The following is a 21,231-nucleotide window of genomic DNA, read 5'->3' as shown; positions in this document are numbered from 1 at the left end:
ACATAGCACAAAATAGCGGGGCCACCAGTGGGCAAGAATAATTGTCGGCATTCTATGCAGAATGCCAGACAATTAATGGGGGTTATGATTTGGGCGAGTAAATGGCGCGATTAACGGTTTTCGACAGACTGGCGCAACGTCCCGGCTGGCGCGTGTACGCTGCCGCCCAGATAGCGGACATCATCAACGACCCAGCACTGGCCTTCGCGGATCATCAGCACTTCATCACGCCAGCTCTGGTCACCCTGTTTCAGCTCTACGCGTAGCGGAATGTTGCGTGCATCACTATTCGGAATAGTCGATGCGCTGGCGACGCTGGCACTGTCCGGTAACGTAGCCCGACTGGAGAACGGATCGCTGTTAAACAGGTCGCGGTGTGCATTATCGCGGCTGGCGTCGGTCAGCAGTTTAGCCAGGTTGTCGCTAAGGTATGGACGAAGTGGGGTAAGATCATTGTTTCGATGCTGAATACGGTAATCATAGAATTGTTGAGCCACGCTGTCTGGCCCGCCTTCTACGCATGAACCGCTACGCGTGCCGTTATCTTTATAGACCGGCGTCACGGTCGTACAGGCGCTGAGAAGGAGTGCACAGGGAACCAGCAGAGAGAGTTTCGAGTAGCGCATAATGATTTCCTTATTAGCTTTCTACTATTAGTGTTCTACGTTGATAGAATATATCCTTTCAATGATAGTGGATCGGTTCGATAATGCTTTTGAGATCGTGCTCTTAGCGCAAAAAGGAGATTAACCATGCAGTTTTCGACTACCCCTACGCTGGAAGGGCAGAGCATCGTGGAATACTGCGGTGTTGTGACTGGCGAAGCCATTTTAGGCGCGAATATCTTCCGCGATTTTTTCGCCGGCATTCGCGATATTGTCGGCGGTCGCTCCGGCGCGTATGAAAAAGAGCTGCGTAAAGCGCGTGAAATTGCTTTCCAGGAGCTGGGCGAACAGGCCAAAGCGCTGGGTGCTGATGCGGTGGTCGGTATTGATATTGATTACGAAACCGTGGGCAAAGACGGCAGTATGCTGATGGTGAGCGTCAGCGGTACCGCGGTGAAAACTCGCCGATGAAGCGTCTGTTGTGTCTGCTGGCATTTACGCTGTTGCTGGTGGGATGTGCTGGCGAAAAAGGGATAGTCGACAAAGACGGGTATCAGTTAGATACCCGCCGTCAGGCACAGGCTGCTTATCCACGCATTAAAGTGCTGGTTATCCATTACACGGCCGATGATTTTGACTCTTCTCTGGCTACGCTGACCGATAAAAACGTCAGCTCGCATTATTTGATCCCGGCTGTGCCGCCGCTCTACCACGGCAAACCGCGTATCTGGCAACTGGTGCCGGAAAAAGATCTGGCCTGGCATGCGGGGATTAGCTTCTGGCGTGGCGCTACGCGTATTAACGATACCTCAATTGGCATTGAGCTGGAAAACCGCGGCTGGCAAAAATCGGCAGGGATAAAATATTTTGCGCCGTTTGAACCCGCGCAGATTCAGGCGCTGATCCCATTGGCGAAAGATATTATCGCCCGCTACGACATAAAACCGCAGAACGTGGTAGCCCATGCGGACATCGCGCCGCAACGTAAGGACGATCCTGGACCGCTTTTCCCATGGAAAGTGCTGGCCGAACAGGGAATTGGCGCGTGGCCGGACACTCAGCGCGTAGCGTTTTATCTTGCCGGGCGAGCGCCTCATACGCCGGTAGCAACCGAATCTTTACTCGATCTGCTGTCGCGTTACGGCTATGAGATAAAATCTGATATGACGCCGCGCGAACAGCAGCGGGTGATTATGGCCTTCCAGATGCACTTCCGCCCGACGCTGTGGAACGGCGTGGCGGATGCAGAAACTCAGGCGATTGCCGAAGCGTTACTGGAAAAATACGGGCAGGGTTAACGCAGAATATCAATGCCTGATGGTGCTTCGCTTATCAGGCCTACGGCTAATTTAGGCTGGATTTTGTAGGCCGGATAAGGCGCTTGCGCCGCCATCCGGCAATGGTTAACGCGGCAGCTTACCGTGGTCGCGCAGCCAGGCCGCGGTACGTTCAATCCCTGCATCCAGCGTCACAATGGGCTGATAACCCAACTCTTCCTGAGCGCGGGTAGTATCCAGCGTAAAATCAAAATTTAGCTTCGAGACGCCGTAATGCGTCAGCTTTGGCTCTTTTGCCGATTTATTGCCTAAACGCTCCATGCTGCGGGCAATCATGTCCAGCATCGGGTAGGGAACGGAGCGGATCCGACAATCAATATTCAGCTCGTCGATGAGCTTCTGCACAATGCTGCGCAGAGTGCGATGCTCGCCGTTGGTAATGTTGTACGCGCGACCTGACGGCAGCTTATCGCAGGCTTGCTGACTTGCCAGCCACATCGCGTGCACTGCATTTTCGTAGTAGGTCATATCTACCAGCGCACTTCCGCCGTGCGGCAACAGGATGCTGCCATAGTGGTACATCATATGGGCCAGGCGCGGGATAAAGACCTTATCGTGTGGTCCGAACAGGCTTTGCGGACGCAATACCGTAAAACGCGTCTGCGGGTTGGCCTGCGCCAGCAACGCGATCACGTCTTCGCCAGCTGCTTTGCTGCGGGCAAATTCATTGGCGAAGCGGTGCGGGCGAAAGTCCTCTTTGATATCGCGATGGTGGTGATAATCAAAATAGAGCGACGGCGAGGAGATATGAATGAAGTTGCGAACGCCCCAGGCCACGGCCCACTCGCCCAGACGGCGAGTTGCGCGAACGTTGGCCAGATCGAAGGCTTCCTGAGTTCCCCACGGTGAGGTAAAACTGGAGCAGTGCCACAGCGTGTCGATGCCGGCAAGCATCACTTTTGCTTGCGAAGAAACCAGCTCGGTCAAATCCGCATGCACAAACTCTGCGCCCATTTTCTCCAGCAGCTTGCCCATCGCTTCGTTGCGACCGGTGGCTCTGACGCTGACGCCTTTGCTGCATAAAAATTCAACCGCGTTTCGGCCCAAGCCGCTGGTGGCTCCGGTAACCAGTACCTTCATATCAATCCACTGTGTTTAAAAAACGTCGTGCGCATTCTTCCGTGAAATACGCATGTATGCAATGGGAAACATGAAAGAATACAGGCTCTTTTTATCATTAGTCTGTGATTTGTTCTGCAAGTTTGGCTATACGCTTCGCCATCCCCCTGAAAATGAACAGGTGGGCGGGGATCATCAACAGCCAGTAGAAGAGGCCAGGCATACCGTGTGGATGCCACCAGGCGCGTACATCAATGCGTCGATGATCGCCTTTATCTTCCAGTGTGAAGCTCAGGCGACCCAATCCCGGTGCTTTCATCCCAAACAGCAGCGTCAGCTGTTTCTCCGGCTCAACGATGATGACTTTCCAGCTATCAACGGTGTCGCCAACTTGCAATAGTGGGTGTTCGGGACGACCTTTTGCCAGCTTATGGCCGACCAGCAGGTCCAACGCCGCGCGCGTCTTCCATAGAATATTGCCAAAGAAATAACCTTCTTTGCCGCCGAGTCGATTCACTACCTGCCACAGTGCTTTTTTGCTGGCGGAGGTTTCAACGCTAAAGCCAGCTTGTTTGGCGAAATAGCCATATTCTGGACGCCAGCGGGCAAACGCCTGTGCGTCGTAACCCCAGTCGCTGGAGTTGACCAGCTTTTCTTCTTCCTTCAACGTACTGCGCACCGCGTCATCAAAGGCAATCAGCTTTTGCGGGATCAACGCACGTAGTTCGGTGTCATCGGCCAGCAGGTCGTGTTTTAAGCCCTGGATCAGCGCTTTGGCCGTGGTTGGCGGCACTGACGTAATGACGTTTAAAAACCAGATCGAAATCCAGCGGGTAGGGAAGGGGATGGGGATGAGCAGGCGATGTTTACCGCTGACCGCCATAAAATGCTCGAACTGTTCCTGATAGCTCAACACCTGCGGGCCGGCTGCTTCGAGTACGCGGTGATGTTGCGTGGGATGATCCAACAACGCCACCAAGTAGTACATCAAATTCTCCAGCGCGATAGGTGTGGTGCGCGAACGTACCCAGCGCGGAGGGGTGAGTACCGGCAGGTTGTAGACCATGTCGCGCATCACTTCAAAGGCAGCGGAACCTGCCCCCACGATAATGCCCGCACGCAATTCCGTCATTGGCACGCCTGATTCACGCAGAGTATCTGCCGTTATCTGTCGCGCACGCAGATGATCGGATTGTTCATGCCGGGGAGCCTGTAATGAGCTCAGGAAAATAAGCTGTTTGACCGGTGTATTACGCAGTGCATCGCGGACGTTCATCGCCACCTGACGTTCGTGGGCGATAAAATCACCGCCTTCACCCATGCCATGGACCAGGTAATAAACCGTATCAACACCCGCCAGCAGCGGGGTGAGATTATCTGGCCAATTCAAATCGACTTTATGGCAACTGACGTTGGCCAGTTGCTGCTTTTCCAGTCGTTCAATGCGACGTGCCGCAGCCAACACCTGATGCCCTTGCTGACTGAGCGCCTGTACCAAATGCTGACCAATGTAGCCACTGGCGCCAAGAACCAAAATCCGTTGCGGCACGCCCATCTCCTTATTGGGTTAAAAAAGCGCGCCAGTGGGCGACGACTTCAGCAAGTTGTTCACGTGATACGTCCAGATGCATCACCAGGCGCACAATCGGGGAGGCGTTAATCAGCACACCCTGCGCTTTCATATATTCACCCAGCGCGGCCGCGTGCTCTTCGCCAACGCGAACAAACAGCATGTTGGTGTCGTGGCGCATGACGTCCGCCCCTGCTTCGCGCAGTTGCTCCGCCATCCAGGCGGCGTTGTCATGGTCTTCCTGCAAACGCGCCACGTTATTTTTCAGTGCATACAGTCCGGCCGCCGCCAAAATACCCGCCTGGCGCATGCCGCCGCCGGTCATTTTGCGCCAGCGAATGGCACGCTTGATGTACTCGTGGCTGCCGACCAGCAGCGAGCCTACCGGCGTTCCCAGACCTTTGGAAAGACAAATGGTGAACGAGTCGCAGTATTGCGTGACATCTTTAAGCTCACAGCCATAGGCGACGATGGCGTTAAAAATACGCGCGCCGTCGACGTGCAGGGCAAGATTGCGCTCCCGGGTGAATTCCCAGGCCTCTTTCAGATACTCGCGCGGCAGCACTTTGCCGTTATGCGTGTTTTCCAGACTGAGCAGACGGGTGCGGGCAAAATGGATATCGTCTGCTTTGATTTTTGCTGCCACTTTGTCCAGCGGCAGGGAGCCATCCGGCGCGGCATCGATGGGTTGCGGTTGAATGCTGCCGAGCACCGCTGCGCCACCCGCTTCGTAGAGATAGTTATGCGCGCCCTGACCGGCGATATACTCTTCGCCGCGCTGACAATGGCTGAGCAGTGCCACCAGGTTAGCCTGAGTACCGGTAGGTAAGAAAATGGCGGCTTCTTTGCCAGAAAGCTCGGCCGCGTATTGCTGGAGGGCATTAACGGTAGGATCATCACCGTAGACGTCGTCCCCGACCGGGGCGGCCATCATCTCTTCGAGCATGGCGCGACTGGGTCGGGTGACGGTATCACTGCGTAAATCAATCATGGTATCTCCTTATTACACTTCATCCTTCAAGCTGCCTCGGCGTTGGCCGCACCCTCAAACCCCAGTCACATAGTATTCCTATGCTCCTGGGGATTTTCGGGCTTGCCGCCTTGATGCATCATGAATGATTTTGTGTGTGGTTTAATAAGGATGTTTTACCTGAGCCAGTTAGTTTTCGCCAGTTCGATCACTTCATCACCGCGTCCGCTGATGATTGCGCGCAGCATATACAGGCTAAAACCTTTGGCTTGTTCGAGCTTGATCTGCGGCGGGATCGCCAGCTCTTCTTTCGCCACCACCACATCGACCAGCACCGGACCGTCAATTGACATCGCCCTTTGCAGCGCCTCATCAACCTCTGAAGATTTCTCCACGCGAATGCCCGTGATGCCACAGGCCTCGGCAATCCGCGCGAAATTCGTGTCGTGCAATTCGGTGCCGTCAGTCAGATAACCACCAGCTTTCATCTCCATCGCCACAAATCCCAGCACGCTGTTGTTGAAGACAATAATCTTCACCGGTAACTTCATTTGTACCACCGACAGAAAATCGCCCATCAGCATGCTAAAGCCGCCGTCACCGCACATTGCCACAACCTGACGTCCTGGTTCGGTCGCTTGTGCGCCGAGTGCCTGCGGCATGGCATTAGCCATCGACCCGTGGTTAAACGATCCGAGCAGGCGACGTTTGCCGTTCATTTTCAGATAGCGTGCTGCCCACACCGTTGGCGTGCCAACGTCGCAGGTAAAGATGGCATCGTCAGCGGCAAAGTGGCTGATCTGTTGCGCCAGATATTGCGGGTGAATAGCTTTATCGCTGGGCTTGGCTAAATCATCCAGCCCTTTGCGCGCCTCGCGGTAGTGCTCCAGTGCTTTGTCCAGGAACTGCCGCTCGGTTTTCTCTTCCACCAGAGGTAGTAGGGCACGTAACGTGGATTTAATATCGCCTACCAGCGCCATATCAACTTTACTGTGCGCGCCAATACTCGCCGGATTGATATCAATCTGAATAATTTTGGCGTCGGTGGGGTAGAACGGGCGATAGGGGAACTGGGTACCGAGCAGGATCAGCGTGTCGGCATTCATCATGGTATGGAAGCCGGATGAAAAGCCAATCAGCCCGGTCATACCCACGTCATAGGGGTTATCGTACTCAACATGCTCTTTCCCGCGCAGAGCGTGCACGATCGGGGCTTTGATTTTAGCCGCAAACTCAACCAGCTCTTTATGCGCACCGGCGCAGCCGCTGCCGCACATCAGGGCGATGTTGCTGGAGTAGCGCAGCAGTTGCGCTAGTTTTCTCAGCTCTTCCTCTTCCGGGGTAACTACCGGGAGCGGCGCATGATACCAGTGCGTGGTGGCGCTTTCAGGGGCGGGCTTCAGCGCCACGTCGCCGGGTAATACCACCACGGAGACGCCACGGTTGAGCACCGCTTTACGCATAGCTATAGCCAGCACCTGGGGGATCTGCTCAGGGCTGGAGACCAGCTCGCAATAATGGCTACATTCACGGAACAACTCTTGCGGGTGGGTCTCCTGAAAATAACCGCTGCCTATTTCACTGGATGGAATATGCGCGGCGATTGCCAGCACCGGAACGTGGTTGCGGTGGCAATCAAACAGGCCGTTAATCAGGTGCAGGTTGCCAGGCCCACACGAGCCTGCGCAGACGGCCAGCTCGCCCGTCAACTGCGCTTCAGCGCCCGCGGCGAAGGCCGCAACCTCTTCATGACGGGTTGGCATCCAGTCAATTGTTCCCATACGATTCAGACTATCACTCAGACCATTTAGCGAGTCACCCGTTACACCCCAAATGCGTTTTACGCCAGCCTGTTCGAGTGTTTTAGCAATAAAAGCGGCAACCGTTTGTTTCATGGTTTTCCTTCTCCTCTAATGTGATACCGGTTACAAGTTTAGATGAAGATAATCGTTATGCTTCTCATTTCCCCCTTATTTCCGGCAGGTTTCATTTAACCTGTATTAAGCGTAGTTTGTTATTGGACATGGTGAAACAAGGAATAAATTCAAATGGTTATAAAACTATTAAATTCAGTTAACCGGGTACTGACTCACGAAGATTTTGGCAAGTTTTTGTTACGCCTTGCCGTCGGTGGGCTGATGCTGTTTCATGGGCTGCATAAACTGTTTGCTGGTATTGATGGCATCAGCGGCATGTTGATAGCGAAAGGTTTCCCGGGCTTTATTGCGTACGGCGTTCTGCTGGGAGAGGTTGTAGCGCCGTGTCTGATTATTCTAGGCATCCTGACGCGTCCGGCGGCGTTGGGGCTGGCGTTTACGATGGTTGTGGCATGGCTGATGGTCGGGATGGGCGAAACCTGGACACTGGATAAAACCGGTGCATGGGCGATTGAAAGTCTGGTGTATTTCTTCATCGGCGCGCTGGCCGTGGCGTTTTTGGGGGCGGGGCGTTACTCCGTTGCAGGAAATTCTGCCTGGCGATAGTTACCATTTGAGAGTCAATACCGAGGCGGGGGTGCGCTAACGGTTTGCCCGCCTCGTCGTTCAATCTGTCGCTAATCTATATGTCATCACTGTTCCATAGTTTGTGCCGACGTCTCAGCGCTCGCTGCGTCAATGCCCTTGCCATCGCGGCGCCTATTTCAGCACTGACAACCAGTCCCTGAATAAACGGACGATCGTGCATCAACCACGGCAGCCCGCCAAAAGCGATGCGATTGCGGGCGTTTTCCGGCGCTTGCAGCGTGTAATCTTCGCCGATATCCGGGATCTCATCGCCACAGGCCAGCAGTTGATCGCGTAGCGTTGGGAAAGGGACATCTTTGCTCTGCAATGCCCGTTGCCCTCGGGCGTCAATAAACACATCGAATTCGCTGCGTCGACCGTGGTGGTAAATTACCGTCATTTCCTGCTCATTCGTACGCTCATAATCCGCACCAAGTGTGAGGATCTCAATCATCCCGGCGTCGTGCAGCGCCAGCAGTCGGCGGACTGATTCAGACGGGATTGCCGCATAATTATCGATAAACACGCGCGCCAGTCCTTGCTTAAAGCGCTTTTCATCAGGCGGATCAAGATGTGGGACGATCTCTTCGATTACCTCGTGTAGCCGCAGCAGTGTATAGCGCCACGCGACGGTACGCTGTTCCTGTTTGTTGCGTTCAACTTCAATCAGGTTGCGCTTCGCCCATTCAAAAGGTTCGTGCTCAAGCCTGTCGGCAAAGTAGGCCTCGGGGAATGTATCGGCGTTGAGCGTCTCAAGTGCTATCTCTTGGCTCCATTGCGGGGCTGCATCTTGCAGTTGTTGTACAATAATCCGGAAAATGCGGTCCAGTAATCCTTTTTGCCCATGGACAATGACGTCTTCAATTGCTTCAGGCGTTGCGATATTCAACGATTCATAGGGCAGAGGGCAGTAAAAATCCGCTTCAGGCAGCACACCGCTGCGCGACATTAGGGTCAGCTTCAGGCTTTGGCTGTCGGATTTACAGATAAACTGGAGTGCGTTATCAGCCCCGGTGGTGAAGTCACCGTGTTGGCAGGCCACGGCCATCGCTGCGTCAATCGCGCTGAGCGAGGTGCCGAGAATTCCTACCCGGCAAGCGCTAATCTGGACGTCCATCAGACCGGTCCACGGGCTGGGGAAAAACTTCCGTGTCTGTACATCCGTTTCAGGCCACAGATGACCGGTGGCGATAGCGGCGAAGTCCACCTCGACAGGCTGTAAAGCATGATTGATCCACAGAGAGACCCCATTCGGGTTTGCGCGCAGGTCGGTGACTTCGCTTGATTCGTTTATGCTAATCGCGAAGCCTGAGCCTCGCGCTTTCTCGACGATAGCGAATAAACGATCGCGATAATAGTCACCGAGGATCACGCGGGGCAAAAATTGCCGTTCATGCAAAGAATTACGTTCAATCCGAAACTGCGCCAGATAGTCATCACTTTGATTCTGTAGCCACGTCAGATAACTGATATAAATCGGTGGGATCTCTATGCTGGCTATATTTGCCAGCATGAAGTCTGCGTTGTTGTCGCTGTTATAAGGCATGCCAACGCCCGCCTGTTCAGCTTGCTCATAAAGCTCTATTTCCAGCGGTTCACCGCGCTCAACCAGGGCATGAAACGTATAAATGCCGGTGGGACCGACGCCGACAATGGCCACTTTTTTCATGGGGATCCTTGTAGAAAGTTCGACGTGGTAGTCGGGGATTATGCTTAATCTGCGAAGGGTAAGTGTGGTCGATAATTCACGGGGGGAAGGAGGTATTTTGCCGGGTAGAGTGAAAATATCAGAATTTTGCAGCGCCTGAGAGCATAAAAAAAGGCCACCCGGTACAGCCAGGCAGCCTTTTGCACATCAGATACCGGCCAATTACGCCAGCACTAAATCACCCTGCGGATGGCAGGAACAGGCCAGCACATAACCTTCAGCGATTTCTGCGTCGGTCAGCGTCATGGTGCTGCTGACCGTGTAGTTACCGTCAACCACTTTGGTTTTGCAGCAGCCGCAAACGCCTGCACGGCATGCGGCGACAACCGGAACCTTGTTGCTTTCCAGCGCTTCCAGCAGCGTACTGCCCACCGGCGCATAGAACTCTTTCGCCGGCTGTAGCTTGGTAAACTTCAGACCACTGGTGGCGGCTTCGGCAACAGGTGTGAAGAACTGCTCTTTAAAGAAGCGCGTCACACCCAGTGCTTTGACTTCTTTCTCGACCAGATCCATATACGGTGCCGGGCCACAGGTCATCACGGTACGCGAGGTCAGATCCGGTACGCTTTTCAGCAGTTCGGTAGTCAGTCGGCCGGAAACAAAACCTTCGGTGGCATTGTTTTCAGCAACTAATGTCACCGGATATTCACGCCACTCGTCGGCAAAAATGACATCTTGCGGCGAGCGCACGTTAAAGATTACCTGTACATCCGCTTGCGGGCGGTACTTTGCCAACCAGCGACGCATTGACATGATTGGCGTAACACCACAGCCTGCGGCCAGCATCAGGAACTTGTCTTCCGCTTTATCTTCACAGGTGAACTCACCCATGGCATCGGACAGCCAGATATAGTCGCCGCGCTTCACGTCGCGGGTTAGCCACTGTGAACCTGCACCATCGTCAATCCGGCGGATGGTCAACGTAATGTACTCGCTAACGCCCGGCGTTGAGGAAATGGTGTAAGCACGCAGCGTATCCGCTGAATTACGTACGCTGACCAGTGCATACTGCCCGGCGCGGTAAGGATAATAATCGTGGCACAGCAACGAAATTGTCCATACATCCGGCGTTTCCTGATGGATGTGGTGAACCTGCATCCGCCATGGGCACTGATGAGTTGGCATTGTCATTCTTTACTCCTTACGCGCTCAGCAGTTGCTTCATGTCTTCTTCAACGGTGGTCACGGAACGCAGACCAAATTTCTCGTTGAGAACTGCCAGCAGATCCGGTGTGAAGAAACCAGGCGCAGTCGGGCCAGTTACGATGTTTTTCACGCCCAGAGACAGCAGGGTCAGCAGAATAACAATCGCTTTCTGTTCGAACCAGGAGAGCACCAGAGACAGCGGCAGATCGTTCACGCCACAGCCCAGTTTCTCTGCCAGGGTGACCGCCAGGATAATGGCAGAGTAGGCATCGTTACACTGACCGGCATCGACCAGACGCGGCAGACCTTCGATATCACCGAACTCCAGTTTGTTGAAACGGTATTTACCGCAAGCAAGGGTCAGGATCAGGCAGTCGTCCGGTACGCTGGTGGCGAAGTCGGTGAAGTAGTTACGTTCACCACGTGCGCCGTCACAACCGCCAACCAGGAAGATGTGACGCAGTTTTTCGCGGCTCACCAGGTCGATCAGGGTATCAGCAGCGCCCAGCAGGGTCTGACGACCGAAACCTACGGTGATCAGGTGCGGAATTTCACTGTACGGGAAGCCAGCCATCTGCTGCGCCTGTGCGATAACCGGACCGAAATCGTCACCTTCAAGGTGGCTCACGCCCGGCCAGCCGACGATGCTACGGGTCCAGATACGGTCGTCGTAGGCGCCAACGGTTGGGTCGATGATGCAGTTAGAAGTCATCACGATTGGGCCAGGGAAGCGGGCGAATTCAACCTGCTGGTTCTGCCAGCCGCTGCCGTAGTTACCGATTAGGTGTTTGAACTTACGCAGTTCCGGATAGCCGTGTGCTGGCAGCATTTCACCGTGGGTATAAACGTTAACACCGGTGCCTTCAGTCTGCTCAAGCAGGTTGTACAAATCTTTCAGGTCGTGACCGGAGATCAGGATGCACTTACCTTCGGTTGCTTTTACGTTGACCTGAGTCGGGGTCGGGTGACCGTATTTAGTGGTTTCACCGGCGTCCAGAATGCTCATCACTTTGAAGTTCATCTGGCCGATTTCCATTGAACACTCCAGAAGAGCGTTCATATCGGAAGGCCAGGTACCCAGCCACGCCATGATTTTGTGGTACTGAGCATAGATATCGTTGTCGTACTGACCAAGAACGTGGGCGTGCTCCATGTAAGCTGCCGCACCTTTCAGGCCGTACAGACACAGCAGACGCAGGCCGAGGATATTATCGCCGATGGTCGCTTTGTCTTTATTCGGGGTGAATTCAGCGGCCTGACGTTGCAGGTCGCCCAGATCGTCGCTGACCAGTTGCAGATCGGCCATCGGGTTGGTGACAGCTGCGTTCGCGTCGATGTTCAGGCATTGTGCTTTCAGGGCGTCGCGCATGGCGATAGCTTCACGGGCATAGCCAACAATACGCGGGGAATCGAAGTTTACGTTAGTCAGCGTGGAGAAGAACGCACGCGGCGCAAAGTTATCAACCTCATGGTCGATGATGCCGTATTCACGTGCTTTAACAGCCCATGCAGACAGACCTTGTAGGGAAGCAATCAGCAGATCCTGCAAATCGGAGGTTTCAGCCGTTTTACCGCACATACCCTGCGCGTAAGAGCAGCCGTTTCCTGCCGGAGTACGGATGGTTTGTTCACATTGCACACAAAACATGGTCACACCTTTTAAAGTTATATTTAATATACATGTTTAAGATTATGCCTGTGCGTGTAGGGATAAAAGGGATTTCTGCTACTACTTGCAGGGAGATTGATTTAGCGCAATTTTGGCGGTAGCTGACTACCGCCAGAGAGGTATTTGCCCTGGCGTCAGGCGGAGAAAAACGCCATCAGCAGAGGCACTAACAGACTCAAAATAAAGCCGTGGACGATGGCTGCCGGGACCATTTCCAGGCCGCCACTGCGTTGTAAAACGGGCAGGGTGAAATCCATTGATGTCGCGCCGCATAATCCCAGCGCGGTAGAGCGGCTGCGGCCCACCATTCCTGGAATCAACATAATGGCGATCAGTTCACGGGCCAGGTCGTTAAAGAAGGCGGCACTACCAATTACGGGTCCGAACGATTCGGTCAACAGAATACCGGACAGGGAATACCAGCCAAAACCTGATGCCATCGCCAGCGCGGTTTTCAGCGGCAGACCGAGGATCAATGCATTGATAACCCCCGCCAGCATCGAACTGGCGACGACGACGACGGCTACGATCATCCCCCGACGGTTCAGTACAATTTGCTTTAAGGTCATACCGCTGTTGCGCAGTTGGATCCCCACCAGGAACAGTAAAAAGATTAACGTATATTCGCTGGCTTCGGTGGCATGCTGCAGAATGGGAAGCCCAGTGAGGCCGAGCAGGAAACCGATGACGACGACGCCGCAAAGCTGGAGCGACTCAAGCGCCATTGCAATTCGCGAGGGGAGTTTTTCTTGCTTGTGGTTGTGTCTCCAGGGCAGCGAACGCTCCAGCCAGAACAGCGCCGCAATATTACACAGTATAATGACCGTCACGCTGACCGCAGAATAATGAAGAATAGCTAACAGGTTGCTGGCGAGATTATCCAGAAACGCCAGGCTAATACCCATAAAAAAGAGAATAAGGTAGACGATCCAGCTCAACAGGCGATTGATAAGTTGTAATGCAGTCCTGTGCCGGAGCGGAATAAGGTAGCCCACAATAAGGGGAACCAGAATGATTAACAGCCCTGAAAACATGAAAACCAGATCCTTGCTGAGAAGTAAGACGAAATGCGCTAGCACACACTACTCAAAGCAAAGAGGGGAGTAAAGTTGCAAATAAAAGGAAATATAGAGAGTCTAAAAAAGACCTGACTTGCGCCAGGCCTTTTTTGTTAGCGATTAAGCGCGTTTTTCCAGCAGAGTGCGGTAAATAAGGCCGCCGAGTACCCCACCGATAATCGGCATAACCCAGAAGAACCACAATTGTTGCAATGCCCAGCCGCCCTGGAAAATGGCTACTGCGGTACTACGTGCCGGGTTTACGGAGGTGTTGGTGACTGGAATACTGATCAAGTGGATCAAAGTTAACGCCAGACCAATTGCGATAGGTGCAAAACCTGCCGGAGCATGTTTATCGGTCGCGCCGTGGATCACTAATAAGAAGCCTGCGGTCAGAATAATTTCAATGACGACGGCAGAAAGCATGGAATAACCGCCTGGTGAATGTTCACCAAAGCCGTTTGATGCAAAACCACTGGCCGTTGCATCAAAACCCGCTTTACCGCTGGCAATAAGATACAGTGCCGCTGCTGCAACAATACCGCCTACAACCTGAGCAATAACGTAACCAATAACATCTTTTGCCGGGAAACGACCGCCAGCCCATAAACCGAAGGTTACCGCCGGGTTAAAATGCCCACCTGAAATATGACCCACGGCGAATGCCATGGTTAATACGGTCAGGCCGAATGCCAGCGCGACACCGGCAAATCCAATTCCCAATTCCGGGAATGCGGCTGCCAGCACTGCACTACCGCACCCACCAAAAACGAGCCAAAACGTACCGAAGAATTCAGCTGCTAATTTCCTGAACATAACCACCTCAATTAAAAGTTCCGGGTTCGTATTCCTTGCCCGGTAATTCATCGCTAAAAGGGACGATGATGAAAGAGCGGGTATTTTAGAAAAAAATATCATCCCTTCGCCAGTTAAATTGATGAAAAAATTTGATTTAAGGCAATATGTTGCGATTCCTTTTTGAATCTTGGGTGAATGAAGCATAGTCCAATTAGCGAAAGGACGATGATTAAGTTCTGAAATTATATTCAGGAGAAAACATAAGAAGAATATTCTTATTTTTTTTGCTTTTGCGATTCACGCCAGATTGATATCGGGTGTCCTGAGCCCCCGCTTGCCGTTATACTCCTGATAACTTGAAGGAAAAAGTTAGCATTTCCGGAGGCTATATGATTCTCGAACGCGTTGAGATTGTTGGATTTCGTGGTATTAACCGTCTGTCGTTGATGCTGGAGCAGAGCAACGTGCTGATTGGGGAGAACGCGTGGGGTAAATCCAGTCTGCTGGATGCCTTAACCCTGCTGCTGTCGCCGGAGCCAGACTTGTATCATTTTGTCCGCGAGGATTTCTGGTTCCCGCCGGGCGACATACAGGGCCGGGAACACCACCTGCACATTATCCTGACGTTTCGTGAATCCCAGCCGGGGCGTCACCGGGTACGTCGCTATCGCCCTCTGGAAGCCAGCTGGACGCCGTGCCAGGATGGCTATCACCGCATTTTTTATCGTCTGGAAGGCGAGTGTGCGGATGACGGTAGCGTTCTGACCTTGCGCAGTTTTCTTGACGGCGACGGCCATCCATTACCTCTCGATGACATTAACGATCAGGCGCGGCATCTTGTGCGCCTGATGCCGGTACTGCGTCTGCGCGACGCGCGATTTATGCGCCGGATCCGCAACGGTACCGTGCCGGATTCGGCGGACGTCGAAGTCACCGCCCGCCAACTGGATTTTCTGGCGCGTGAGCTGGCTACCCGACCGCAAAACCTGACCGACGGACAGATCCGCCAGGGGTTATCGGCCATGGTGCAGTTGTTGGAGCACTATTTTTCCGAGCAAGGGGCTGGCCAGTCCCGCTACCGTCTGATGCGCCGTCGCTCCAATAACGAACAACGGAGCTGGCGCTATCTGGACATTATTAACCGCATGATTGATAAACCCGGCGGACGTACGCACCGGGTTATTCTGTTGGGCCTGTTTTCGACCCTGTTGCAGGCCAAAGGCACGCTGAGGCTGGATAAAGACGCCCGACCTTTATTGCTGGTGGAAGATCCGGAAACGCGTTTACATCCCATCATGCTGTCGGTGGCCTGGCACTTGTTGAATTTACTGCCTCTGCAGCGAGTGGCGACAACCAATTCCGGTGAGCTGTTGTCCCTTACGCCCGTGGAACATGTTGTTCGTCTGGTTCGTGAATCATCCCGCGTCGCCGCCTGGCGGCTGGGGCCGGGTGGGATCAGTGCAGAAGATGGTCGGCGAATCGCATTTCATATTCGTTTTAATCGTGCGTCATCGTTGTTTGCCCGCTGCTGGTTGCTGGTAGAAGGCGAAACGGAAACCTGGGTTATTAACGAACTGGCCCGTCAGTGCGGACATCACTTTGATGCAGAAGGGATTAAAGTTATTGAATTCGCCCAGTCCGGCCTTAAGCCGCTGGTTAAATTCGCCCGCCGGATGGGTATCGAGTGGCATGTGCTGGTCGATGGTGATGAAGCCGGGAAAAAGTATGCGGCCACGGTGCGCGGTTTGTTGAATAACGACAGAGAGGAAGAGCGCGATCATTTAACCATGCTCCCCGCGTTGGATATGGAACACTTTATGTATCGCCAGGGGTTTGCTGATGTCTTTCACCGGGTGGCGCAAATCCCGGAGAACGTGCCCATGAACATGCGCAAAATTATCTCCAAGGCGATACATCGTTCGTCAAAACCGGATTTAGCCATTGAGGTAGCGATGGAAGCCGGGCGGCGCGGCGTTGACGCAGTGCCAACGCTGCTGCGAAAAATGTTTTCCCGCGTGCTGTGGCTGGCACGCGGCAGAGCGGATTAGTGGTGAAACATCGACGACAGCTGCGAATGGATGCTGTCCAGTAGCTGATAGCGGCGGCGGTATTCTGCGCGTTTTTTGCTGGCAATATCCGCCTCGCTTTTTCGCGCCAGCGTGCGCGGAATATGATAGTACCCGTGTCTGTCGCACTCGCCGCCAACCGATTCCCAAAATGCGTTGTAGTCGGAATGAATTACCTTATTTTTATCGTGGTAGCGTTGGCTGCGAAAGATATGCTGTTCATTGCTGACTGCCATAACATTATCGATATTCAATCGCTCTGCTAACCGGCAAATGGCTTCCATTACAATACGTTTTGGGAATATCCCGTGACAAGACTTGGTCGCTTTTTGGATTGCTTCGTGAGGAAGTTGCGCATTGCCCTGCACACCGCCAATAAATAATGTACTTTTGCCATTATATTCGCAGAACGTAAACGTCATTTTAGTCAGTACGTCGCCGTCGCCATTTTGCACCTGAATAGTGCTCTCTCCCTCTTTATCCAGCACCGGGAACATCATCATGGTTACGGTAAATATATCGCCATCTTTGCCTTCAATTTGCGCCAGTTGTAAGCCGTCATTGCTTAATAAGGCGTTAAATTCTGCGGGTAAAAATGCATGGCGGATAACATTATAATGAAAACGCACCGCGTCTAAACGCATTTTACGGGTGAAGTTTGCGGCAAGGTAAGGACGATGCAAACGCACCGGCAATCGGGGTTGGTGGGATAGCAGGTTTTCAAGATCCGGCCATTGGGACAGTTCTGTCATCCATTCCTGGGTGAGGCGAGGTATCAAGAGTGAGCGCCAGATAAACTTACGACGAAAGCTCCGCTTATCCCAGCAATGTGCGGGACGTAAATGACCGCTGCTCAGGCTGTAAAAAAGACCAAAGCTGGTGACGGGTTTGGTGGAAAGAAAAGTGCTTTCAGTTAGTTGACTCATAATATAAATCCGATTGATACCCTGGTACTAATTTCAGCACAGCGGATCTTAACCATTCATCAATAACTCTGTTATTCTTGCGCTTTTCAACGGCGATTTATTTAACGTTGATGTTTAGCACTCCACTCTGGTGGACGTATTGGGGGAATTGGGACATTTATGAAGCTCAAGGGAAAAATCAAAAAACGCTATTTTCTGTTCGCCATCATCCTTATTGTGGCGGTAATTGCACTTTGGCGAACGCTTAATGCGCCTTTACCTCAGTATCAAACATTAATTGTTCGTCCGGGCGATCTGCAGCAAAGCGTGCTGGCTACCGGTAAACTGGATGCGCTGCGTAAAGTTGACGTCGGGGCGCAGGTCAGCGGGCAGTTAAAAACGCTGTCGGTCGCGATTGGCGATAAAGTCAAAAAAGATCAGTTGCTCGGCGTAATCGATCCTGAACAGGCGCAAAACCAAATCAAAGAGGTTGAAGCGACGCTAATGGAATTGCGCGCCCAGCGTTTACAGGCAGAAGCTGAGTGGAAACTGGCGCGGGTGACGCTTTCCCGTCAGCAACAGCTGGCAAAAACCCAGGCCGTTTCACAGCAGGATCTCGACACGGCGGCCACCGAAATGGCGGTCAAACAGGCGCAAATTGGCGCAATTGACGCGCAAATTAAACGTAATCAGGCTTCTCTCGATACGGCAAAAACCAACCTTGATTACACCCGCATTGTCGCGCCAATGGCAGGCGAAGTAACGCAAATTACTACCCTACAAGGGCAAACCGTTATTGCCGCTCAGCAGGCACCTAATATTCTGACGCTGGCGGATATGAGCACCATGCTGGTAAAAGCGCAGGTTTCTGAGGCTGATGTAATTCACCTGCAACCTGGGCAAAAAGCCTGGTTTACCGTACTGGGCGATCCGCAGACACGCTACGAAGGCACGCTGAAAGATGTTCTTCCGACGCCAGAGAAAGTGAATGATGCGATTTTCTACTATGCCCGCTTCGAAGTTCCCAATCCGAAAGGGATCCTGCGTCTGGATATGACCGCGCAGGTCCATATCCAGCTCACTGATGTCAAAAATGTTCTGACGATCCCGCTGTCGGCACTGGGCGATCCTATTGGTAACAACCGCTATAACGTCAGGCTACTGCGTAACGGCGAAACCCGCGAACGTGAAGTGGTTATCGGCGCGCGGAATGACACCGATGTGGAGATCGTGAAAGGGCTGGAAGAGGGTGATGAAGTCATTACCGGCGAGGGCAACGCTGGAGCTGCAAAATGACAGCATTGCTTGAACTGAGCCATATCCGCCGCAGCTATCCCTCAGGTGAAGGCCAGGTTGAGGTGTTGAAGGACGTATCCTTGAGCATTCAGGCCGGGGAAATGGTGGCGATTGTCGGGGCGTCGGGTTCGGGTAAATCGACGCTGATGAACATTCTCGGCTGTCTGGACAAACCTACCAGCGGTACGTATCGGGTTGCCGGACGGGATGTCTCCACGCTGGATAGCGATGCGCTGGCACAGCTGCGCCGTGAGCATTTCGGCTTTATCTTCCAGCGCTATCATTTGCTGTCACATTTAACCGCGGCGCAAAATGTCGAGGTGCCTGCGGTCTACGCTGGCACCGAGCGTAAGCAGCGCCTGGCGCGTGCGCAGGAATTACTCCAGCGGCTGGGTCTGGGCGACAGGGTTGATTATCAACCTTCTCAACTTTCCGGTGGTCAGCAGCAGCGGGTCAGTATCGCACGTGCACTGATGAACGGGGGACAGGTTATTCTTGCCGACGAACCCACCGGTGCACTGGATAGCCATTCCGGCGAAGAGGTGATGGCGATTTTGCATCAGCTGCGCGATCGCGGACACACGGTAATTATCGTCACGCACGACCCGCAGGTTGCCGCACAGGCCGAGCGGGTCATTGAAATTCGTGACGGCGAGATTGTGCGCAATCCGCCGCCACAGAAACCCTCTGGTGGACGCGATATCGCGGAGCCAACGGTGAAAACGGCATCCGGCTGGAGCCAGTTTGTCAGCGGATTTCGTGAAGCGCTTACCATGGCCTGGCTGGCAATGGCTGCGAATAAGATGCGAACGCTACTCACCATGCTTGGGATCATCATCGGTATTGCTTCTGTGGTGTCGATCGTGGTGGTAGGCGATGCGGCTAAACAACTGGTACTGGCAGATATTCGCGCTATTGGTACTAACACCATTGATATCTATCCTGGCAAAGATTTCGGCGACGACGATCCGCAATATCAACAGGCATTGAAGTATGACGATTTGACGGCGCTACAGAAGCAGCCCTGGGTCAGTTCGGTAACACCTGCAGTGTCGAAGAACCTGCGGTTACGCTATGGCAATATCGACGTTGCTGCCAGTGCTAACGGCGTTAGCGGCGACTATTTCAACGTCTATGGCATGACATTTAGCGAAGGGACCACCTTTAACGCCGAGCAACTGGCGGGGCGCGCTCAGGTGGTGGTGCTCGACAGTAATACCCGGCGCCAGTTGTTCCCCAATAAAGCGAAAGTTGTCGGCGAAGTCGTGCTGGTGGGAAATATGCCGGCCAAGGTAATTGGCGTTGCAGAAGAGAAACAGTCGATGTTCGGCAGTAGCAAGATCCTGCGGGTCTGGCTGCCCTACAGCACCATGTCCGGACGAATTATGGGGCAGTCGTGGCTGAACTCGATCACCGTGCGAGTAAAGGATGGTTTTGACAGTGCCCAGGCCGAACAGCAACTGACCCGACTGTTGACGTTGCGCCACGGTAAGAAGGATTTCTTCACCTGGAATATGGACGGTGTCTTGAAAACCGCTGAAAAGACCACACGTACATTACAACTCTTCCTGACGCTGGTGGCGGTGATTTCGCTGGTGGTTGGTGGGATTGGCGTGATGAATATTATGCTGGTTTCGGTAACCGAACGAACGCGTGAGATTGGCATTCGTATGGCGGTAGGCGCGCGTGCCAGTGATGTGCTGCAACAGTTCTTAATTGAAGCGGTGTTAGTGTGTCTGGTTGGCGGCGCGTTGGGCATTAGCCTGTCGATGCTGATCGCCTTTACACTTCAGCTATTCCTGCCGGGCTGGGAAATTGGATTCTCACCCGTCGCGCTGTTGACGGCGTTCCTGTGTTCGACTGCAACCGGGGTGTTGTTTGGCTGGCTACCGGCGCGGAATGCGGCACGTCTGGATCCAGTAGATGCTCTGGCGCGGGAATAATGCCACAGAGATAAAAATGCCAGCCGCAAAGGCTGGCATTTTGACTGCAGGATGTACACAATGAGACAGAAGAGCTATGCGACAGCTTCTGCTTCAATGACAGGCACGATGACACTGGCATGATTGCCTTTTGGCCCCTGGTGGACATCAAACTGGACAGACTGTCCGGCTTTTAGCGTTCTGTAACCATCCATCTGAATGGTGGAATAATGGGCGAAAATATCTTCGCCGCCGCCTTCGGGGCAAATGAAACCAAACCCTTTGGCGTTGTTGAACCACTTAACAGTACCCGTTTCCATACTTCGACATCCTTCGTAAATCTTATATAAGTAAGATGGAATGAACCGGTGGCGGAGTGGGGGCTGTTCAAAACCTCGCCAACTCTCGAAACTACAATTTAGAGAAATCAGGCGGGGCGTCAAGCGCCAGGCAGACAGAATAGGGTAAAAATGCATCAAAATTTGAAGCAGTTAACGCTATTGTCGGTTATGTGACAGATGTCGCGGATGGCACTAATAGATGATAGTTATCTAATACTTGAGGTAGATTGATTGTGCGCATAGGCTGCTTGTCAGCGGCAAAATTTTCTGCCGGAAA

The 21,231-nt window shown here is 53.2% G+C and carries 18 protein-coding genes; 6 read left to right on the top strand and 12 right to left on the bottom strand.

What is annotated here, in order from left to right; genetic code table 11:
- Positions 1 to 110 precede the first annotated feature (110 nt).
- Positions 111 to 626, bottom strand: a complete 516-nt coding sequence (locus WC1_RS09255; RefSeq protein WP_016150628.1) for a lipoprotein — start codon at positions 624 to 626, stop codon at positions 111 to 113.
- A 126-nt stretch (positions 627 to 752) separates the two neighbouring features.
- Here WC1_RS09255 and WC1_RS09260 point away from each other — a divergent pair, with 126 nt between their 5' ends.
- Together WC1_RS09260 and WC1_RS09265 are read left to right on the top strand one after the other, a co-directional pair.
- Entirely contained in the window at positions 753 to 1,076 is a 324-nt protein-coding gene (locus WC1_RS09260; protein ID WP_001160725.1) for a heavy metal-binding domain-containing protein, read from the top strand.
- A complete protein-coding gene (locus WC1_RS09265; protein ID WP_003027275.1) occupies positions 1,073 to 1,903 on the top strand; it encodes an N-acetylmuramoyl-L-alanine amidase in 831 nt (276 codons plus the stop codon). Before WC1_RS09260 ends, WC1_RS09265 begins: the two co-directional genes overlap by 4 nt.
- Positions 1,904 to 2,008: 105 nt before the next feature.
- On the opposite strand, the gene WC1_RS09270 is transcribed toward WC1_RS09265, so the two are convergent.
- The 4 genes from WC1_RS09270 to poxB all read right to left on the bottom strand — a co-directional run bounded on the left by WC1_RS09270 (position 2,009) and on the right by poxB (position 7,436).
- Positions 2,009 to 3,022, bottom strand: a complete 1,014-nt coding sequence (locus WC1_RS09270; protein ID WP_003840192.1) for an NAD-dependent epimerase/dehydratase family protein — start codon at positions 3,020 to 3,022, stop codon at positions 2,009 to 2,011.
- Positions 3,023 to 3,119: 97 nt separating this feature from the next.
- A complete protein-coding gene (locus WC1_RS09275; RefSeq protein WP_016150627.1) occupies positions 3,120 to 4,550 on the bottom strand; it encodes an SDR family oxidoreductase in 1,431 nt (476 codons plus the stop codon).
- A 10-nt stretch (positions 4,551 to 4,560) separates the two neighbouring features.
- On the bottom strand, positions 4,561 to 5,562 hold the full coding sequence (gene ltaE, locus WC1_RS09280; RefSeq protein WP_016150626.1) for a low-specificity L-threonine aldolase: 1,002 nt from the start codon (positions 5,560 to 5,562) through the stop codon (positions 4,561 to 4,563).
- A gap of 155 nt (positions 5,563 to 5,717) precedes the next feature.
- Positions 5,718 to 7,436 carry a ubiquinone-dependent pyruvate dehydrogenase gene (poxB, locus tag WC1_RS09285; protein ID WP_003027264.1) on the bottom strand — a complete coding sequence of 573 codons (1,719 nt, stop codon included), beginning with the start codon at positions 7,434 to 7,436 and terminating at the stop codon, positions 5,718 to 5,720.
- Positions 7,437 to 7,589: 153 nt separating this feature from the next.
- Here poxB and WC1_RS09290 point away from each other — a divergent pair, with 153 nt between their 5' ends.
- Entirely contained in the window at positions 7,590 to 8,024 is a 435-nt protein-coding gene (locus WC1_RS09290; RefSeq protein ID WP_003840198.1) for a DoxX family protein, read from the top strand.
- Positions 8,025 to 8,100: 76 nt separating this feature from the next.
- On the opposite strand, the gene WC1_RS09295 is transcribed toward WC1_RS09290, so the two are convergent.
- From WC1_RS09295 to aqpZ, 5 genes are all read right to left on the bottom strand, one after another.
- Positions 8,101 to 9,714 (bottom strand): FAD-NAD(P)-binding protein, encoded by a 1,614-nt coding sequence (locus WC1_RS09295; protein ID WP_016150625.1) that lies wholly within the window; start codon positions 9,712 to 9,714, stop codon positions 8,101 to 8,103.
- 201 nt (positions 9,715 to 9,915) lie between these two features.
- Entirely contained in the window at positions 9,916 to 10,884 is a 969-nt protein-coding gene (gene hcr, locus WC1_RS09300) for an NADH oxidoreductase (protein WP_003027256.1), read from the bottom strand.
- A 10-nt stretch (positions 10,885 to 10,894) separates the two neighbouring features.
- Positions 10,895 to 12,547, bottom strand: a complete 1,653-nt coding sequence (hcp, locus tag WC1_RS09305) for a hydroxylamine reductase (RefSeq protein WP_003840204.1) — start codon at positions 12,545 to 12,547, stop codon at positions 10,895 to 10,897.
- A 155-nt stretch (positions 12,548 to 12,702) separates the two neighbouring features.
- Positions 12,703 to 13,602, bottom strand: a complete 900-nt coding sequence (locus WC1_RS09310; RefSeq protein ID WP_016150624.1) for a LysO family transporter — start codon at positions 13,600 to 13,602, stop codon at positions 12,703 to 12,705.
- A 144-nt stretch (positions 13,603 to 13,746) separates the two neighbouring features.
- Positions 13,747 to 14,442 carry an aquaporin Z gene (gene aqpZ, locus WC1_RS09315; RefSeq protein ID WP_016150623.1) on the bottom strand — a complete coding sequence of 232 codons (696 nt, stop codon included), beginning with the start codon at positions 14,440 to 14,442 and terminating at the stop codon, positions 13,747 to 13,749.
- A gap of 371 nt (positions 14,443 to 14,813) precedes the next feature.
- Here aqpZ and WC1_RS09320 point away from each other — a divergent pair, with 371 nt between their 5' ends.
- Positions 14,814 to 16,472, top strand: a complete 1,659-nt coding sequence (locus WC1_RS09320; RefSeq protein ID WP_003840210.1) for an ATP-dependent endonuclease — start codon at positions 14,814 to 14,816, stop codon at positions 16,470 to 16,472.
- On the opposite strand, the gene WC1_RS09325 is transcribed toward WC1_RS09320, so the two are convergent.
- Positions 16,469 to 17,416: a VirK/YbjX family protein gene (locus WC1_RS09325; RefSeq protein WP_016150622.1), complete on the bottom strand. Its 948-nt coding sequence runs from the start codon at positions 17,414 to 17,416 to the stop codon at positions 16,469 to 16,471. The genes WC1_RS09320 and WC1_RS09325 overlap by 4 nt on opposite strands.
- A gap of 159 nt (positions 17,417 to 17,575) precedes the next feature.
- Between WC1_RS09325 and macA the strand changes: the two genes are divergently transcribed.
- Together macA and macB are read left to right on the top strand one after the other, a co-directional pair.
- A complete protein-coding gene (gene macA, locus WC1_RS09330; protein ID WP_016150621.1) occupies positions 17,576 to 18,691 on the top strand; it encodes a macrolide transporter subunit MacA in 1,116 nt (371 codons plus the stop codon).
- Positions 18,688 to 20,634: a macrolide ABC transporter ATP-binding protein/permease MacB gene (gene macB / locus WC1_RS09335; RefSeq protein ID WP_016150620.1), complete on the top strand. Its 1,947-nt coding sequence runs from the start codon at positions 18,688 to 18,690 to the stop codon at positions 20,632 to 20,634. Before macA ends, macB begins: the two co-directional genes overlap by 4 nt.
- Positions 20,635 to 20,708: 74 nt before the next feature.
- On the opposite strand, the gene cspD is transcribed toward macB, so the two are convergent.
- The gene (gene cspD, locus WC1_RS09340; RefSeq protein ID WP_003036813.1) at positions 20,709 to 20,933 is read right to left on the bottom strand and encodes a cold shock-like protein CspD; all 225 of its coding nucleotides are present in this window, start codon (positions 20,931 to 20,933) and stop codon (positions 20,709 to 20,711) included.
- Between the last annotated feature and the right edge of the window lie 298 nt (positions 20,934 to 21,231).

It is taken from the genome of Citrobacter sp. KTE30 (assembly GCF_000398825.1).
GTDB classification, from domain to species: Bacteria; Pseudomonadota; Gammaproteobacteria; order Enterobacterales; family Enterobacteriaceae; genus Citrobacter; species Citrobacter freundii.
The sequence above is the reverse complement of the archived record's forward strand: the minus strand, read 5'-3'. Positions and strand labels throughout refer to the sequence as shown.